Annotated in this window: 17 protein-coding genes; 8 read left to right on the top strand and 9 right to left on the bottom strand. The window is 63.0% G+C overall.

Going from position 1 to position 16366, the window contains the following annotated elements:
* Positions 1–7 precede the first annotated feature (7 nt).
* From gatB to CKW13_RS06695, 4 genes are read left to right on the top strand one after another with little or no spacing between them, the layout of a single operon-like run.
* Positions 8–1453 (top strand): Asp-tRNA(Asn)/Glu-tRNA(Gln) amidotransferase subunit GatB, encoded by a 1446-nt coding sequence (gene gatB / locus CKW13_RS06710; RefSeq protein WP_095107809.1) that lies wholly within the window; start codon positions 8–10, stop codon positions 1451–1453.
* A 58-nt stretch (positions 1454–1511) separates the two neighbouring features.
* A complete protein-coding gene (locus tag CKW13_RS06705; RefSeq protein ID WP_095107808.1) occupies positions 1512–1883 on the top strand; it encodes a septal ring lytic transglycosylase RlpA family protein in 372 nt (123 codons plus the stop codon).
* 49 nt (positions 1884–1932) lie between these two features.
* Positions 1933–2988: a calcium/sodium antiporter gene (locus tag CKW13_RS06700; RefSeq protein ID WP_095107807.1), complete on the top strand. Its 1056-nt coding sequence runs from the start codon at positions 1933–1935 to the stop codon at positions 2986–2988.
* Entirely contained in the window at positions 2985–3362 is a 378-nt protein-coding gene (locus CKW13_RS06695) for a carboxymuconolactone decarboxylase family protein (RefSeq protein WP_095107806.1), read from the top strand. Before CKW13_RS06700 ends, CKW13_RS06695 begins: the two co-directional genes overlap by 4 nt.
* Before the next feature lie 720 nt (positions 3363–4082).
* Here CKW13_RS06695 and CKW13_RS06690 read toward each other — a convergent pair.
* From CKW13_RS06690 to CKW13_RS06680, 3 genes are all read right to left on the bottom strand, one after another.
* Positions 4083–5024, bottom strand: coding sequence for an AEC family transporter (locus CKW13_RS06690; RefSeq protein WP_095107805.1), 942 nt, complete (start codon positions 5022–5024; stop codon positions 4083–4085).
* A gap of 204 nt (positions 5025–5228) precedes the next feature.
* Positions 5229–5789 (bottom strand): response regulator transcription factor, encoded by a 561-nt coding sequence (locus tag CKW13_RS06685; protein ID WP_095107804.1) that lies wholly within the window; start codon positions 5787–5789, stop codon positions 5229–5231.
* Positions 5782–7044 (bottom strand): ATP-binding protein, encoded by a 1263-nt coding sequence (locus CKW13_RS06680; protein WP_095107803.1) that lies wholly within the window; start codon positions 7042–7044, stop codon positions 5782–5784. The genes CKW13_RS06685 and CKW13_RS06680 overlap by 8 nt, the downstream gene beginning before the upstream one ends.
* A 289-nt stretch (positions 7045–7333) precedes the next feature.
* On the opposite strand from CKW13_RS06680, the gene CKW13_RS06675 reads away from it, so the two are divergent.
* Together CKW13_RS06675 and CKW13_RS06670 are read left to right on the top strand one after the other, a co-directional pair.
* On the top strand, positions 7334–8050 hold the full coding sequence (locus CKW13_RS06675) for an SIMPL domain-containing protein (RefSeq protein ID WP_095107802.1): 717 nt from the start codon (positions 7334–7336) through the stop codon (positions 8048–8050).
* Between the two features lie 74 nt (positions 8051–8124).
* Complete coding sequence (locus CKW13_RS06670) at positions 8125–8430, top strand: YkgJ family cysteine cluster protein (RefSeq protein ID WP_095107801.1); 306 nt, start codon at positions 8125–8127, stop codon at positions 8428–8430.
* Positions 8431–8477: 47 nt separating this feature from the next.
* Here CKW13_RS06670 and CKW13_RS06665 read toward each other — a convergent pair whose 3' ends face one another.
* The 6 genes from CKW13_RS06665 to hemA form a co-directional block, all read right to left on the bottom strand.
* Positions 8478–8996, bottom strand: a complete 519-nt coding sequence (locus CKW13_RS06665; RefSeq protein WP_095107800.1) for an acyloxyacyl hydrolase — start codon at positions 8994–8996, stop codon at positions 8478–8480.
* Positions 8997–9116: 120 nt separating this feature from the next.
* Positions 9117–9908 carry a glutamate racemase gene (gene murI, locus CKW13_RS06660; protein ID WP_095107799.1) on the bottom strand — a complete coding sequence of 264 codons (792 nt, stop codon included), beginning with the start codon at positions 9906–9908 and terminating at the stop codon, positions 9117–9119.
* Entirely contained in the window at positions 9901–10656 is a 756-nt protein-coding gene (locus CKW13_RS06655; RefSeq protein WP_095107798.1) for a molybdopterin-synthase adenylyltransferase MoeB, read from the bottom strand. The genes murI and CKW13_RS06655 overlap by 8 nt, the downstream gene beginning before the upstream one ends.
* Positions 10650–11480, bottom strand: a complete 831-nt coding sequence (gene prmC / locus CKW13_RS06650; protein WP_095107797.1) for a peptide chain release factor N(5)-glutamine methyltransferase — start codon at positions 11478–11480, stop codon at positions 10650–10652. The genes CKW13_RS06655 and prmC overlap by 7 nt, the downstream gene beginning before the upstream one ends.
* Positions 11481–12563 carry a peptide chain release factor 1 gene (gene prfA, locus CKW13_RS06645; RefSeq protein ID WP_095107796.1) on the bottom strand — a complete coding sequence of 361 codons (1083 nt, stop codon included), beginning with the start codon at positions 12561–12563 and terminating at the stop codon, positions 11481–11483.
* Entirely contained in the window at positions 12560–13837 is a 1278-nt protein-coding gene (gene hemA / locus CKW13_RS06640; RefSeq protein WP_095107795.1) for a glutamyl-tRNA reductase, read from the bottom strand. The genes prfA and hemA overlap by 4 nt, the downstream gene beginning before the upstream one ends.
* A gap of 182 nt (positions 13838–14019) precedes the next feature.
* Between hemA and CKW13_RS06635 the strand changes: the two genes are divergently transcribed.
* Together CKW13_RS06635 and lolB are read left to right on the top strand one after the other, a co-directional pair.
* On the top strand, positions 14020–15744 hold the full coding sequence (locus CKW13_RS06635; protein ID WP_095107794.1) for a tetratricopeptide repeat protein: 1725 nt from the start codon (positions 14020–14022) through the stop codon (positions 15742–15744).
* A gap of 4 nt (positions 15745–15748) precedes the next feature.
* Positions 15749–16366, top strand: coding sequence for a lipoprotein insertase outer membrane protein LolB (gene lolB, locus CKW13_RS06630; protein WP_095107793.1), 618 nt, complete (start codon positions 15749–15751; stop codon positions 16364–16366).

Genomic DNA, 16366 nt, shown 5'->3' with positions numbered 1-16366 from the left:
GAAACACATGCAATGGGAAGTCGTGATCGGGCTGGAGATTCATACCCAGCTCGCCACCCAATCGAAGATTTTCTCCGGTAGTGCCACCACGTTCGGCGCAGAGCCCAACACCCAGGCCAGCCTGGTAGACCTGGGCATGCCCGGCGTGCTGCCGGTGCTGAACCAGGAAGCGGTGCGCATGGCGGTGATGTTCGGCCTGGCAATTGATGCCGAGATCGGCCAGCACAACGTGTTCGCGCGCAAGAACTACTTCTACCCAGACCTGCCCAAGGGCTACCAGATCAGCCAGATGGAACTGCCGATCGTCGGCAAGGGCCACCTGGACATCGCCCTTGAAGACGGCACGGTCAAGCGCGTCGGCATCACCCGCGCACACCTGGAAGAAGACGCCGGCAAGAGCCTGCACGAAGAATTCAACGGCGCCACCGGCATCGACCTGAACCGCGCCGGTACGCCGCTGCTGGAAATCGTCTCCGAGCCGGACATGCGCAGCGCCAAGGAAGCCGTCGCCTACGTCAAGGCGATCCACGCCCTGGTGCGCTACCTGGGCATTTGCGATGGCAACATGGCCGAAGGCTCGCTGCGTTGCGACTGCAACGTGTCCATCCGGCCCAAGGGCCAGGTCGAGTTCGGCACCCGCTGCGAGATCAAGAACGTCAACTCGTTCCGCTTCATCGAGAAGGCGATCAACACCGAAGTGCGTCGCCAGATCGAACTGATCGAGGACGGCGGCAAGGTGATCCAGCAAACGCGCCTGTACGACCCGAACAAAGACGAAACCCGCGCCATGCGCAGCAAGGAGGAAGCCAACGACTACCGTTACTTCCCCGACCCGGACCTGTTGCCGGTGGTCATCGAGGACTCGTTCCTGCGTGACATCCGCGCCACCCTACCGGAATTGCCGCCGCAAAAACGCGAGCGCTTCCAGGAGCAGTTCGGCCTGTCGGTCTACGACGCCAGCGTGCTGGCCACCAGCCGCGAGCAAGCGAACTACTTCGAGCAAGTGGTGAGCATCGCCGGCGACGCGAAACTGGCCGCCAACTGGGTCATGGTCGAGTTGGGCAGCCTGCTCAACAAGCAAGGCCTGGAAATCGACGAAGCGCCGGTCAGCGCCGAGCACCTGGGCGGCATGCTGCTGCGGATCAAGGACAACACCATCTCCGGCAAAATCGCCAAGACCGTGTTTGAAGCCATGGCCGCCGGCGAAGGCAGCGCGGACGAGATCATCGACAAGCGCGGCCTCAAGCAGGTGACCGACAGCGGCGCGATCAGCGCGGTGCTGGACGAAATGCTCGCGGCCAACGCCGAGCAGGTCGAGCAGTACCGCGCGGCGGACGAAGCCAAGCGCGGCAAGATGTTCGGTTTCTTCGTCGGCCAGGCCATGAAAGCCTCCAAGGGCAAAGCCAACCCGCAACAGGTCAACGAACTGCTCAAAAGCAAGCTCGAAGGCTGACCTCTGTAGGGGCCGGGTATTCCCGGCCCCTACAGCATTTGCTTGGGGGATACCTTGCATGAAGCGCCTCCTGGGCCTACTGGCCCTGTTCTCTGTCCTCGCGGGTTGCGCCAGCGGCGTGATCGACCCCGACGGCTACGATAAAACCGGCACCGCCTCCTACTACGGCGCCAAACACCACGGCAAACGCACCGCCAGTGGCGAACCCTTCGACCAGCACGCCCTGACCGCCGCCCACCGCCAGCTCCCTTTTGGCACCCGGGTCAAGGTCACCAATGTGAACAACGACAAAACCGTGGTGGTACGCATTAACGACCGCGGCCCCCATGTACGCGGGCGCCTGATCGACCTGTCCCGCGCGGCGGCGCAGCAACTGGGCATGCTGCGCAGCGGCACCGCTCGCGTGCGCGTGCAAGCCCTGAACAACTGACAGCGGAGCCCCGGCCATCCTCGGATTAAGCGCGTTACCCCTCATCAGCCTGCTGCAATTGCTCGGCGGGTTGCTGTTGCTGCTGGTCGGCGCCGAACTGCTGGTACGCGGCGCCGTGCGCCTGGCCGCGCGCCTGAAGGTGCGCGCCCTGATAATCGGCCTGAGCATCGTCGCCTTCGGCAGCAGCGCGCCGCAAATGGCGGTCAGCCTGCAAGCCACCCTCTCGCAGAACACCGACATCGCGGTGGGCAGCGTGATCGGCGGGAGCATTTTCAACGTGCTCGTCACCCTGGGGTTTTCCGCTCTCATCATTCCGCTGCGGGTCTCGCGGCAATTGGTGCGCCTGGAAATCCCCCTGATGATCGGCGCCAGCCTGCTGGTGTTTGCCCTGGCCTGGAATGAAGAACTGACGCCCCTCGATGGCCTCGCGTTGCTGACCGCCCTGGTGCTGTACCTGGGGTTGCTGCTGCGCCGATCACAGCACTCGACCCACCCCTACCCCACGCCCGGTGAAACCACACCCTGGTTTGGCAGTTTGCTGCTGATGTTCGGCGGGCTGCTTCTATTAGCGTGCGCCGGGCACTTGCTGTTGAACGCGGCGGTCGAGGTGGCGACCGACCTGGGCCTGTCGGAACGGGTGATCGGCCTGACCGTGGTCGCGGTCGGCACTTCGTTGCCGCAACTGGCCACCTCGCTGATTGCCGCCCTGCGCGGCCAGCGCGATATCGCAGTGGGCAACGTGATCGGCAGCAACCTGTTCAACCTGCTGGGGGTACTGGGCTTCACCGCCCTGGTGGCGCCCACGCCACTGTCAGTCTCGCCCAATGCCCTGGCTTTCGACCTGCCGGTGTTGCTGGGCGTGGCGCTGCTGTGCCTGCCAGTGTTCTATTCCGGCTACCGCATCACCCGCGCCGAAGGCCTGTTGTTTCTGTGCCTGTACCTGGCCTACGGGCTGCATGTGGTGTCGTTCACCACCGGCATGCCCCTGGCGGGCAAGCTGGAACACTTGATGCTGTTTTACGTTCTGCCGGCGCTCCTGGCGTTTTTGCTGTTCACGTCCGTGCGCGCCTGGCGCCGCCAACACCACAAGAGGGAATCGCAATGACCGAGAACAAAAAGACCGGCCTGGACATGCGCCGCCAGGTAATGGGCGACGCCTTTGTCGACCGTGCCCTGGGCAACGCCACCGAGTTCACCCAGCCACTGCAGGATTTCGTCAACGACCACGCCTGGGGCGGGGTGTGGAACCGCGAGGGCCTGCCCCTCAAGACCCGCAGCCTGATTACCCTCGCCACCCTCACTGCCCTCAAGTGCCCGCAGGAACTCAAGGGCCACGTGCGCGGGGCGCTGAACAATGGTTGCAGCGTCGAAGAAATCCGCGAAACCCTGCTGCACTGCGCGGTGTATGCCGGCGTACCAGCCTGCATCGACGCCTTTCGCGCGGCCCAGGAAGTGATCGAAGCCTACCCGAATACTTGAATCCCTGACGGGCCGGCGCCAGGCAACTTGCGCCCGCCCGCCACAACTACCGATTCATATCTGGCAAATCATTAGTCATACCCCAAGTCACCCGCAAATAGCTTACTGGCTGCCCTTAAAAGACTTGCCGGCGAATATTCTTATGACCAAAACAACGATTTGCCTGACAGTCGTATCAACGAGCACTTTCTTCAGCGCGGAAAGTTACGTATCACCAGGCTTCCAAATGTGTTTTTAATCCAACCAGTCGAACTTCAATGAAGTATTGAACTGCTATAAACAGGAACAATTTTCACGCCCACTGGATTGCACCCCCACGGGCACGCAACATCTGTAAGACGTGGAAAAACGCAGCTTTACCCAGCCTTACTGCCACCACCACAACCCATGGCGCGCAACAGCGGTTGACACTGCGTTTATCTGAACCGGCGGTGAAACTGACCCGGTGGTCGGCGCTTAACCCGCTCGCACGGGATTTCCGCTACCCCAGCGGTGTGCGCTATGAAGCAACGCCCAGAGACCTCAATCACAACCGCACCGCTCACGTGCGGATCGACATCCCGGCCAAGGTTGGACCACCACCTTTATCGAAGCCGAATTTGCCGATGGCTTTGTCGCCACCAGCCAGGTCAGCATGCTGCCGGATCGCTACCCCGGTGCCCTGCCACCGGTCCTGGCGCCTACCTGCGTGACCCTATCCGAACCAACAGCAAGCCACGGCTAGATCCAACCGCCCCACTGCAACAGGAAGATGCCGATGTTGGTCGTGACCGCCGCCATCAGGGTGGTGATGACGATGATCGCGGCGGCCAGTTGATGATTGCCATTGGCCGCCCGGGCCATGACAAAACTGGCGGCCGCCGTGGGGCTGGCGAAGTACAGGAACAAAATCCCCAACTCCGCGCCGCGAAACCCCCAGGCCCAGGCGCCGAGGGTCGCCAGCGTCGGCAAACCGATCATTTTCACCAGGCTGGCACTCAGGGCCAGCCGCCCGCTTTCACGCAGCGCCGCCAACGATAAGGTGCCGCCAATGCAGATCAACGCCAGGGGCAGGGTCATTTGCGCCAGGTAAGTGCCGGAGGTTTCCAGCCAGCGTGGCAAACCGATCTGCCAGTACGCGAACGGCGCGGCCGCCAGCACCGCCAGAATCAGCGGGTTGCTCAGCACACTCTTAGCGATGCTCAAGGGGTTGGACTTGATAACCGGGCTGTACACCGCCAGCACCACGGTGGACAGGGAGTTGTAGAGCAGGATCACCAGCCCCGCGAGAATCGCCCCCAGGGAAATCCCGTAGTCGCCGTACATGCTGGCCGCCAGCGCCAGGCCGATCACTGCGTTATTGCCGCGAAAGGCGCCTTGGGTATAGATGCCTCGGTCTTGGTGCGGGCAACGCCAGATCGCCCAGGCCCAGGCCAGGGAAAAACCCACCAGGGTGGCGACGGTGAAGTAGATCAGCAGCGCCGGCTGCAACGCCGAACGCAAGTCGGCATGCAGGATGCCCATGAACAGCAGCGCCGGCATGGTGACGTTGAACACCAGGGATGACGCGGTGTGGATAAAACTGTCGTTGATCCAGCCAATACGCTTGAGCCACACCCCCAAAAACAGCATCGCGAACACCGGCGCGGTGATAGTCAGGGTTTCCAGAAAGATTGCCAGCATGGGCGGTGGACCTTGTGCCTGTCATTAGGGGGCTAATCATAGGCCAGGCCTGCGGGGTTGCGATCCGACAATTGGGGGCATTGGCGGTATCCCACGCAATAAAGAACCGATCGCCGTACAAATATCGGGGATCGCGCGGGGCGCGCAACCAAGGGGCGCGGTAGCACGCCTGCCTGAGCCGCTGGGCTCAGGCAGGCGCGAGGGTCAGCGGCGAACCGGGCGCTTCTGCAACTTGCGCTGCAAGGTGCGCCGGTGCATGCCCAGGGCGCGGGCAGTGGCGGAGATATTGCCTTCGTGTTCGGTCAGCACCCGCTGGATGTGCTCCCATTGCAGGCGATCCACCGACATCGGGTTTTCCGGCACCAGAGTGTCGAGGTCGGCGTGTTCGGACAGCAGGGCCGCCAGCACGTCATCGGCGTCCGCCGGTTTGCACAGGTAATTGCACGCACCGCGCTTGATAGCCTCGACGGCGGTGGCGATGCTCGAATAACCGGTGAGGATTACCACGCGCATTTCCGGGTCGATTTCCAGCAGCTTGGGCAACAGCACCAAACCGGAGTCGCCATCCATTTTCAGGTCCAGGGCCGCGTACTCCGGCACGTCCTGCTGGGCGATGGCCAGCCCTTCTTCGGCGGAACCGGCGGTGGTCACGCGAAAGCCGCGGCGGCTCATGGCGCGGGCCATGACGCGGGTAAAGGTGGCGTCGTCATCTACAAGCAACAGGTGCGGCAGTTCTTCACCTTCGACTTGGGTTTCGTCACTCATGTTCGTCTCCTCGGGCGACACGGGGCAGGCGCAGCTCGGTCAGCGTGCCACCTTCCTCATGACTGTAGAGTTTCACTGAGCCACCGGCGCGGGTCACGCTGGCCTTGCTCAAAAACAGGCCCAGGCCGAAACCTTTGCCCTTGGTGGTAAAAAATGGTTTGCCGATCTGCTCGGCAATCGCCAGCGGTACACCGGCACCGTGGTCGCGAATACTGATGGTCAGGGTTTCGCTGTCCCAGTCCAGGCGCACCTCCAGCCCTTCGGGGCAAGCGTCGGCGGCATTGTTGAGCAGGTTGAGCAGGGCTTGGGTCAAGTCCGGCGGCGGTGCCAGGCGTGGCACCGTGCCCTGGCCCACGCGCTGTAGGCGATAGCTGGCTTCGGGGCGCATCAGGTGCCAGCGGTTCAGCGCTTCGTCGAGCCAATCGGTGACGTATTGCATGTCCACCGCCAGGCGCCGATTGGCCTCGGCCGCACGCACCAGTTGCTGCAGCGTCTCTTTGCACAACTTGACCTGGTCGGACAGCACGCTCAGGTCGTCCTGCAACAGCGGGTCGTGGTGGTCCTGGCGCATTTCCTTAATCAGCACGCTCATGGTTGCCAAAGGCGTGCCCAGTTCATGGGCGGCGCCGGCAGCCTGGGTGGCCACGGCCAGCAATTGCTGATCGCGCAGGCCTTCCTCGCGGCGGATGGCGCGCAGCTCTTCCTGGCGGCGCAATTCTTCGGCCATGCGTGCGGCAAAAAAGGTAATCACCGCCGCGGCCAGGGCAAAACTGAGCCACATGCCGTAGATCTGCATGTTTTCCCGGGCGATGGGGAAGGTTTCCAGCGGATAGAAGCGCACCAGCAGCAAGGTGTAGAGCGCCAGGGCAATGCCGGAGAGGATCAGGGAGAAACGCCACGGCAAGGTGACGGCAGCGATGGTCAGCGGCACCAGGTAATAGGACACGAAAGGGTTGGTCGAGCCGCCGGAAAAATACAACAGGGCACTGTGCAGGAACAGGTCGCAGGCCAGTTGCAGCGCGTATTCCAGCTCCGTCACCGGCAACGAGGTGCGCAACCGCACCGCTGTCACCGCGCACAGCAGCATGGAACAGCCCAGGGTGATCGCCAGTTGGAACCACGGCAGCGGCAGCAGATCCAGCCAATAGGCGAGCCCCACCGAGCCGGCTTGCGCGGCCAGAACCAGAATGCGGATGAAAGTCAGGCGCCAGAGGTTCTGGCGCGTGGCGGACAAGGGTTGTGCGGCGGCGAGCATGAGCTCTCCTGATGAGCGCTCAGGGCGGATCGGCAGCAGTATAACCAAGCCACGGCCCCCACAGGCAAACTGCGGCAAACGGACACAGGCTTCCTGCAGGCGATCGGCATAGCGCTCCCGAAACAGGACGGCTATACCATCCAGCGCGGGCAAGCCCGCTTGCTACGTAGAGACAGGGCCAGTTGTATCGAAGTTGTAATTGGGTGAACCGCCCGATAGAGGCTACAGTCTGATGGTTTCAGCGCAGGCCCGTTTCGCACTCCCTGCGCCCCGCATCCAAGGAGCCCCTATGCACCGTTTCAGTCGCAGCGCCGCCCTTCTCGCCCTCGGCACCGCCACCCTGGCCAGCCTGCCAGCCCTGGCCGCCGACGAGTTGCACTACAACCAGATCTCGCTGCGCGCCGAAGTCAGCCAGGAAGTGGCGCGAGACTTGATGATCGTCACCCTCTACACCGAAGAGCAGAACGCCGACCCGGCCAAGCTCGCCGCGGCCATCAGCACCACCATGAACAAGGCCCTGGGCCAGGCGCGCCAGGTCAAGGGCATCACCCTGCGCCAGGGCAGCCGCAACAGCTACCCGGTGTACGACAACAAGGGCGAGAAAATCACCGGTTGGCGTGAACGGGCCGAACTGCGCCTGGAAAGCGCCGATTTCGCCGCGCTGTCCAAGCTCACCGGCGAGTTGCTCACCGACCTGAAAATGGGCGGCATGGACTTCGCCATCGCCACCGCCACCCGCAAGACCAGCGAAGACGCCCTGCTCAAGGACGCGGTCAACGCCTTCAAGGCCCGCGCGCAACTGGCCACCGAGGCGCTAGGCGGCAAGGGCTACAAGATCGTCAACCTGAACCTCAACAGCAACGGCTACCCGCAGCCCTACCTGCGCGCACCGATGGCAATGAAGGCCGAGGCCATGGACGCAGGCGCCGTGACCCCGCAAGTCGAGGCCGGCACCAGCCAGGTGAGCATGAGCGCCGACGGTTCCATCGAAGTGTTGCTGCCTTAAAAGCCCCAAGGCCTGGCGCATCGTCCGTCAGGCCTTTCACACAGCCGCGCTGCCCTGCCTTACACTGCGCCGCTATGACCACCATCCCCCTGATCGACATCACCCCCCCCGCGGTGACCTGCTCCACCTGCGCCGCATGCTGCTGCCAACTGGAAGTGATGCTTATCACCGACACGGGCGTGCCTGAGCGTTTTATCGACACCGACGATTGGGGCGGGGAAGTGATGCTGCGCCTGGATGACGGCTGGTGCGCCGCACTGGATCGCAACAGCATGATGTGCACCATCTACGAGAAACGCCCGCTGATTTGCCGCGAGTTCGAGATGGGCGCGCCGGAATGCCTGGACGAGCGCCAGGGTATCGCCACGGTGTACCGCTGAAACCGGGCGCAGGCCCTCATGCTTGAGGGCCTGCGCCAGCGGCTTGTTTAGAGTGGCATGGTGTAGTGCAACGCGTAGCTTTCCACACCATCGTTCGGGCTGCTGATGCCCGCGTTGGAGTAGTGAGTCGCACGCACGCCCACCTCATGCCCGCCCTTGAAGCGCACGCCGAAACCCAAGCGGTCCTCGAACTGGAAGGACGAGCCCAGCTTGTTGGTTTCCAACTCGGTATTGGCGAATGCCGCTACGCCAATCCCTGCCTCGATGTACGGTTTGAACGAGTCACCGGCAAATTCGTACACCAGCACCGGCGAGAACGAGAGGCTGTGGTTGCTGGACGTCTCATCGCCGTCCCAGAAGGTGTAGGCGCCGCTCCAATAACCGGTCAGGCGCCCAACATCACTTTGCAGCCAGCTCTTATCCCAATCCCATTGCATCCCCAAGCGATACGTCATAGTCGAATCGCTGGTCTGCCCCACCCCAAATTCGACACCTGCTGCTTGCGCCGAAAAACTCTGCCCCAACATAGCGGCGGCAAGCGCCGCCAAACAGATCAGTCGCGTCATAAGAAACTTCCCTTTCCTAACGGTTACGGTGTTTTTTGATATTGCTCATCAGCCTAGCTATAGAAATCGCCATTTCGGCAGAAGTTCAGGCTTTTTTAGGGCTTTTACTTCACTTTCTTCTTACAGACCAAAGCTTCTCACAATGCCAGATTTATTCCACAGCAAGGGTAGGATGTTTCTCATGTGTTCTGGACTGGCGCTGGTCCAGAACTGCGCGGGCCGGGCCGGGCCCGCTGCCAGCAATTGCCGCTCGGCCAGCAAGCGCTGGAGCTGGCGGGCGACGGCGGCGCCGGTGTCGATCAGGCTGATGTCGTCGCCGAGCATCTGCCTGAGCAGGGGCTTTAGGAAGGGATAGTGGGTACAGCCGAGGATGATGGTGTCGCATCCCGCCGCCAGCAACGGGTCCAGGTAACCCTGCAAAAGCTGGCGCACCGCGGGGCTGTGCAGGTCGCCCGCTTCAATCAGTTCCACCAGGCCCGGGCAAGGCTGGGTGACCACCTGCACGTCGGTGGCGAAGCGGTCGAGCAACGCGGCGAACTTGGCGCTTTTGAGCGTACCCGTGGTCGCCAGTACCCCCACCACGCCGTTGCGCGTCGCGGCGGCGGCCGGCTTGACCGCCGGCTCCATGCCGACAATCGGCCAATCGGGATAATCACGACGCAGGTCCGCCACGCCCGCCACCGTCGCCGTGTTACAGGCCAGCACAAAGGCCTTGGCCCCTTGCTGCTGGAAGAACTGCGCCATCACCCGGCAACGCTCGCGGATGAACTCCGGGGATTTTTCGCCATAGGGAACATGGCCGCAGTCAGCGACATACAGCAGCGATTCGTTGGGCAGCAGGCGATGGATTTCCTCCAGCACCGACAACCCGCCGACGCCGGAGTCGAACACGCCAATCGGCGCTTCAACCATGGGCCGCCCCGCACACGCTGCAACCGGGGTCGCGCTTGACCCGCAACTCGCGAAACCGCGTGCCCAGGGCATCGATCAACAACAGGCGGCCCACCAGCGGCTCGCCGAAACCGACCAGCAGTTTCAAGGCTTCCAGGGCTTGCAGGCTGCCCACCAAGCCCACCAACGGACCAAGCACGCCGGCCTCGCTGCAAGTGAGTTCGGCTTCGCTGCCGTGACCGTAGAGGCAGTGGTAGCACGGGCTTGTCGGTTGGCGCGGGTCGAACACCGACAACTGCCCTTCCAGGCGAATCGCCGCGCCGCTGACCAAGGGTTTGCCTGCGGCCACGCACGCCGCGTTCACCGCTTCGCGGGTGGAGAAGTTGTCGGAGCAATCGAGAACCACGTCCACCCCTGCCACCGCCGTCGCCAAGCTATCGGCGTCCAGCGCCGCACGATGGGGCACCAGGCGAATCTCGGGGTTGATCGCGCCCAGGCGCCGCAGTGCCGAATCGACCTTACTCAGGCCGACACTGTCGGTGTCGTGGATGATCTGGCGTTGCAGGTTGGTCAGGTCGACGGTATCGAAATCCGCCAGGTGCAGTTCGCCCACGCCCGCCGCCGCCAGGTACAGCGCCACCGGCGCGCCGAGGCCTCCGAGACCGACCACCAGCACGCGGCTGTTTTTCAGGCGCAATTGGCCGTCGATGTCGACGTGCTGCAACAGGATCTGCCGGCTATAGCGCAACAGCTCCTGATCGGTCAGCACGGCAGGCGCCCCAGGCTGATGCGTTCATGGCCACCCAGGTCGGTGCGGCTATGCACCTGGGTAAAGCCCCGGGTCACCAGTAAATCACGCACCGCCCCAGCCTGGTCGTAGCCGTGTTCGAGCATCAACCAACCGCCGGCCTCTAGGTGCGCGGGGGCCTGGGCGATAATCAGGCGCAAATCATCCAGGCCATCGACGCCCGCCACCAGCGCACTGGCCGGCTCGAAGCGCACGTCGCCGGCCACCAGATGGGGGTCGGCCGCCGCTATGTAGGGAGGGTTACTGATAATCAGCCCAAAACGGTGCTCGCCCAAGGCATCGAACCAATGGCTGTTCAGCACCGTGACGTTACTCAAATGCAGACGCTGGCGGTTGCGCTCGGCCAGGGCCACGGCTTCGAGGATGCGGTCCACCGCCATCACCTGCCACGCCGGGCGCTCGCTGGCCAGGGCCAGGGCAATAGCGCCGCTGCCGGTGCCCAGGTCCAGCACCTGCGCCTGGGTGGCGGGCAACAGTTCCAGCGCCGCTTCCACCAGCAACTCGGTGTCAGGGCGGGGAATCAGGGTGTGGGGCGCAACTTCCAGGTCCAGTTTCCAGAAACCCTGCTGGCCCAGGATGTAGGCCACGGGCTCGCCGCTGCGCCGCCGTTGCAGGTACTGGGCGAACGTCAGCGCCGCTTCGCTGCTGACAATGCGCTCCGGCCAGGTGTGCAGGAAACTGCGGGACTTGCCCAGGGCAGCGGCCAACAGCAACTCGGCATCGAGGCGGGCGGTGGGCGAGTCGGGCAGTTCGGCCGCCCGCAGCAGGCTGGCAATAATGGTCATTTACTCACCTATCGCGGCCAATTGGTCGGCCTGGTACTCGGCCAGCAACGGCTCGATGACCGCGTCTACGCCGCCGGCGAGGATTTCGTCGAGGCTATAGAGCGTCAGGTTGACCCGGTGATCGGTGACCCGGCCCTGGGCGAAGTTGTAGGTGCGGATGCGCTCGGAGCGATCCCCCGAGCCCACCAACAACTTGCGCTCGCTGGCGATGGCGTTGGCCGCGGCGCTGGTCTGCTGGTCGTTGAGCTTGGCCGACAGCCAGGACATCGCCCGGGCGCGGTTCTTGTGCTGGGAACGTTCTTCCTGGCACTCGACCACGATGCCCGTGGGCAAGTGGGTGATGCGGATCGCCGAGTCGGTCTTGTTCACGTGCTGGCCACCGGCGCCCGAGGAGCGGTAGGTATCGACGCGCAAATCGGCGGGGTTGATCTCGATGGCTTCCTGCTCATCCGGCTCGGGCAACACCGCCACGGTGCAGGCCGAGGTGTGGATACGGCCCTGGGATTCGGTAGCCGGCACCCGTTGCACGCGGTGCACGCCGGACTCGAACTTGAGCTTGCCGTAGACGTTGTCGCCTTCGACGCGGGCGATGACTTCTTTATAGCCGCCGTGCTCGCCTTCGTTTTCCGAGAGGATTTCTACCCGCCAGCCGCGGCGTTCGGCGTAGCGCGAATACATACGGAACAGGTCGCCGGCGAAAATCGCCGCCTCGTCGCCGCCGGTGCCGGCGCGCACTTCCAGGAAGACGTTGCGCCCGTCGTTCGGGTCCTTGGGCAGCAGCATGCGTTGCAGGTCGCCTTCCAGTTCGATCAGCCGGTCTTTGGCTTCACGCACCTCTTCAACGGCCATTTCACGCATGTCCGGGTCGCTGTCTTTGAGCAGTGCCTGGGCACCCTCGAGATCGGCCTGAACTTTGAGCAACTGCTTATAGGTGGCGACAATCGGCTCAACTTCCGCGTACTCCTTGGAATAGGTGCGGAACTTGTTCTGATCGGAAATGACTTCGCCATCGCCAAGCAAGGCGGTCAGTTCCTCGAAACGGTCCTGGAGGATGTCCAGCTTATTGAGCAGTGACGCTTTCATTGCAGTTTTTTATCCGAAGTGCCCTCGCCGAGGGCAAAGAGTTCCTGGGCCATGGCCAGCGCATCGAGGCGGCCTTCGGCAGACAGCTTTTTGAGCTGCACGCTGGGCGCATGCAGCAATTTATTGGTCAGGCCGCGCGCCAGTTGCCCGAGCACGTCTTCGGCATTGCCGCCGTTGGCGAGCAGGCGCAAGGCTTTTTGCAGTTCTTCGTCGCGCAGGCGCTCGCTCTGCTGGCGATAGGCCTTAAGCACATCGACCGCCGCCAACTCACGCAAACGCACCATGAAATCGTCGGCGCCAATGGAGACCATCTCTTCGGCCGCCTGCGCGGCGCCTTGGCGGCTCTTGAGGTTCTCGGCCACCACTTCGTGCAGATCATCGACGCTATAGAGGTAAACGTCGTCCAACTCGCCGACTTCTGGCTCGATATCCCGGGGAACGGCGATATCAACCATAAAAATGGGTTTGTGCTTGCGCAGCTTCAAAGCGCTCTCCACCGCGCCCTTGCCCAGGATCGGCAACTGGCTGGCGGTGGAGCTGATGACGATATCGCTGCGCACCAGCTCCGCCGGGATATCCGAAAGCAGCACCGCGTGGGCGCCGAACTGCTCGGCCAGAATGCTGGCGCGCTCCAGGGTGCGGTTGGCGACCACGATGCGCTTGACCCCCAACTCATGCAGATGGCGAGCGACCAGGGTGATGGTTTCGCCGGCGCCGATCAGCAAGGCCTGGCTGCGTTGCAGGTCGCTGAAAATCTGTTTGGCCAGGCTGACGGCGGCAAAGGCCACCGATACCGGGTTTTCACCGATGGCGGTGTCGGTGCGCACCTGCTTGGCGGCGTTAAATGTGGCCTGGAACAGACGCCCCAGCAGCGGGCCGACCGTGCCGGCCTCGCGGGCCACGGCATAGGCCGACTTCATCTGGCCGAGGATCTGCGGCTCGCCCAACACCAGCGAGTCGAGCCCGGACGCCACGCGCATCATGTGACGAACTGCCGCATCATCTTCGTGCACATAAGCGCTCGCCCGCAGCTCATCGAAGCTCAAATGATGGAAATCGGCCAACCAGCGCAGCACCACATCGGCGCGCAACTGATCCTGTTCTATATAAAGTTCACTGCGATTGCAGGTGGAGAGGATCGCAGCCTCGCGGCTATCGGTGAGCCGGCAGAGTTGCTGCAGGGCCTCAACCAGTTGCTCCGGAGTAAAGGCCACGCGCTCGCGCACGTCTACTGACGCAGTCTTGTGGTTGATACCGAGTGCAAGGAAGGCCATTCAAGGTCGCTGATGATGTCGAGAAGCCGACAATTGTCCTACTTCGCCAGATTCAGAACAACCACTGCTGACTATTGTCCTAATCTGCGGGAGTGATAATCCCGTCCGCCGAGCCCAGGTTATGTTTGGCCCGAGGCTTGTGTCATGATGCCCCGACCGCAGGTAAGTCGTCCTCTTCCTATATGAATAGATCCTCCGCGTTGCTCCTCGCTTTTGTCTTCCTCAGCGGCTGCCAGGCCTTGGCACCCGTTTCGCCGGACGGTACGCCGCCGGTCGAGGACTCCACGGCGGCCCCCGAAAAACCCATCGTCTACAGCTCGTTCAGCCAGGACACGGTGTTCAGCCTGTTAAGCGCGGAACTGGCCGGCCAGCGCAATCGCTACGACATTGCCCTGGACAACTACGTCACCCAGGCCATCAACACCCAGGACCCGGGCATTTCCGAGCGCGCCTTTCGCATCGCTGAATACCTGGGCGCCGACCAGGCGGCCCTCGACAGCGCACTGATCTGGGCCCGCAACGCCCCTGACGATCTCGAAGCGCAGCGTGCCGCCGCCATCCAATTGGCCCGCGGCGGGCGCTATGACGACGCCATGGTCTATATGGAGAAAGTGCTGCAAGGCAAGGGCGATACCCATTTCGACTTTCTCGCCCTGTCCGCCGCCGACACTGACCAGGACACCCGCAACGGTCTGATGAAGAGCTTCGACCGCTTGTTGCAAAAGCACCCCAACAACAGCCAGTTGATCTTCGGCAAGGCCTTGCTGCTGCAGCAGAATGGCGATTCCAACGGCGCGCTGACCCTTTTGGAAGACAACCCGCCGGAACCCGGCGAAGTCGCCCCGCTGCTACTGCGCGCGCGCCTGCTGCAGAGCCTCAATCGCGGCAAGGAAGCGCTGCCCCTGCTGCAAAAAAGCATCCGCCAGTACCCGGACGACAAGCGCCTACGCCTGACCTACGCGCGCATGTTGGTGGAACAGGACCGCATGGACGACGCCAAGGTCGAGTTCAGCAGCCTGGTGCAGCAGTACCCGGACGACGACGAACTGCGTTACTCCCTGGCGCTGGTGTGCCTGGAAGCCAAGGCCTGGGAAGAGGCCAAGGGCTACCTGGAAGACCTGATCGCCCGGGAAAGCCACGTCGACTCGGCGCACCTGAACCTGGGCCGCATTGCCGAAGAACGCAACGACCCGCAAGGCGCCCTGATCGAGTACGCCCAGGTCGGCCCCGGCAACGACTACCTGCCAGCGCAATTGCGCCAAGCCGACATCCTGATGGGTAACGGTCGCACGGCTGAAGCTGAAAGCCGTCTCGCCACGGCCCGCGATGCCCAGCCTGACTACGCGATCCAACTGTACCTGGTCGAAGCCGAAACCCTGTCTGCCAACAAACAGGACGAGCGCGCCTGGAAGGTCCTGCAGCAAGCCCTGCTGCAATACCCCGACGACCTCAATCTTCTCTATACCCGCGCCATGCAGGCGGAAAAACGCAACGACCTGGCGCAGATGGAAAAAGACCTGCGCCTGATTATCAAGCGCGACCCGGACAACGCCATGGCACTGAACGCCCTGGGCTACACCTTGTCTGACCGCACGACACGCTACGCCGAAGCCAAGGCCCTGATCGAACAGGCTCACCAGTTGAATCCGGAAGACCCGGCGGTACTCGACAGCTTGGGCTGGGTGAATTACCGCTTGGGTAACCTGGATGAAGCCGAACGCCTACTGCGCCAGGCTCTGGAACGCTTCCCCGACCAGGAAGTAGCCGCCCACCTCGGTGAAGTGCTGTGGCATAACGGCAAGCAGCGTGAAGCCAAGCAAATATGGGGCAAGTTCCTCAAGGAACAGCCCGACAGCCCTACCCTGCGCAGCACCATCAAGCGCCTGACCGGTTCCGAGACTCTTTAAGACTATGTTTTTGCGCCACGTTATCGTTTTCAGCCTTATCGCCCTGCTCGCCGGTTGTGCGGGCTTGGGCCCCCGTGAATCCGTGGAGGGTCGCGGCGACCCTGCGCAATGGCGCACCCACAAACAGCAACTGAGCAGCCTCGACGGCTGGCAGATCAGCGGCAAGGTCGGCATTCGCGCCCCAAAAGACTCGGGCAGCGGCACCCTGTTTTGGCTGCAACGCCAGGATTACTACGACATCCGCCTTTCCGGGCCGCTGGGCCGCGGCGCAGCACGCCTGACCGGGCGCCCGGGGCAAGTCTCCCTCGAGGTGGCCAACCAGGGCCGCTATGAGGCACCCAACCCCGAAACGCTGCTGGAAGAACAGTTGGGCTGGAAACTGCCGGTTTCCCACCTGGTCTGGTGGGTGCGCGGCCTGCCAGCGCCCGCTTCCAAAAGCCGCTTGAGCCTGGACGCCAACAGTCGCCTGGCCACCCTCGAGCAGGATGGCTGGCAGGTCGAATACCTGGCATACACCCAGCAAGGCGCCTTCTGGCTGCCCGAACGCATCAAACTGCACGGCCCCGACCTCGACGTCACGTTAGTGATAAAGGACTGGCAGCCTCGCACACTGGGGCAATGA

This window comes from Pseudomonas sp. Irchel 3E20, from assembly GCF_900187645.1.
GTDB lineage: Bacteria > Pseudomonadota > Gammaproteobacteria > Pseudomonadales > Pseudomonadaceae > Aquipseudomonas.
Note: the sequence above shows the minus strand (reverse complement) of the source record. Positions and strands in the feature narration are given on the sequence as shown.

Coding starts and splice junctions, on each gene's coding strand:
- gatB (WP_095107809.1), top strand. CDS start 8: ATGCAATGGGAAGTCGTGATCGGGCTGGAGATTCATACCCAGCTCGCC.
- CKW13_RS06705 (WP_095107808.1), top strand. CDS start 1,512: ATGAAGCGCCTCCTGGGCCTACTGGCCCTGTTCTCTGTCCTCGCGGGT.
- CKW13_RS06695 (WP_095107806.1), top strand. CDS start 2,985: ATGACCGAGAACAAAAAGACCGGCCTGGACATGCGCCGCCAGGTAATG.
- CKW13_RS06690 (WP_095107805.1), bottom strand. CDS start 5,024: ATGCTGGCAATCTTTCTGGAAACCCTGACTATCACCGCGCCGGTGTTC.
- CKW13_RS06685 (WP_095107804.1), bottom strand. CDS start 5,789: ATGAGTGACGAAACCCAAGTCGAAGGTGAAGAACTGCCGCACCTGTTG.
- CKW13_RS06680 (WP_095107803.1), bottom strand. CDS start 7,044: ATGCTCGCCGCCGCACAACCCTTGTCCGCCACGCGCCAGAACCTCTGG.
- CKW13_RS06675 (WP_095107802.1), top strand. CDS start 7,334: ATGCACCGTTTCAGTCGCAGCGCCGCCCTTCTCGCCCTCGGCACCGCC.
- CKW13_RS06670 (WP_095107801.1), top strand. CDS start 8,125: ATGACCACCATCCCCCTGATCGACATCACCCCCCCCGCGGTGACCTGC.
- CKW13_RS06665 (WP_095107800.1), bottom strand. CDS start 8,996: ATGACGCGACTGATCTGTTTGGCGGCGCTTGCCGCCGCTATGTTGGGG.
- murI (WP_095107799.1), bottom strand. CDS start 9,908: ATGGTTGAAGCGCCGATTGGCGTGTTCGACTCCGGCGTCGGCGGGTTG.
- prmC (WP_095107797.1), bottom strand. CDS start 11,480: ATGACCATTATTGCCAGCCTGCTGCGGGCGGCCGAACTGCCCGACTCG.
- prfA (WP_095107796.1), bottom strand. CDS start 12,563: ATGAAAGCGTCACTGCTCAATAAGCTGGACATCCTCCAGGACCGTTTC.
- hemA (WP_095107795.1), bottom strand. CDS start 13,837: ATGGCCTTCCTTGCACTCGGTATCAACCACAAGACTGCGTCAGTAGAC.
- CKW13_RS06635 (WP_095107794.1), top strand. CDS start 14,020: ATGAATAGATCCTCCGCGTTGCTCCTCGCTTTTGTCTTCCTCAGCGGC.
- lolB (WP_095107793.1), top strand. CDS start 15,749: ATGTTTTTGCGCCACGTTATCGTTTTCAGCCTTATCGCCCTGCTCGCC.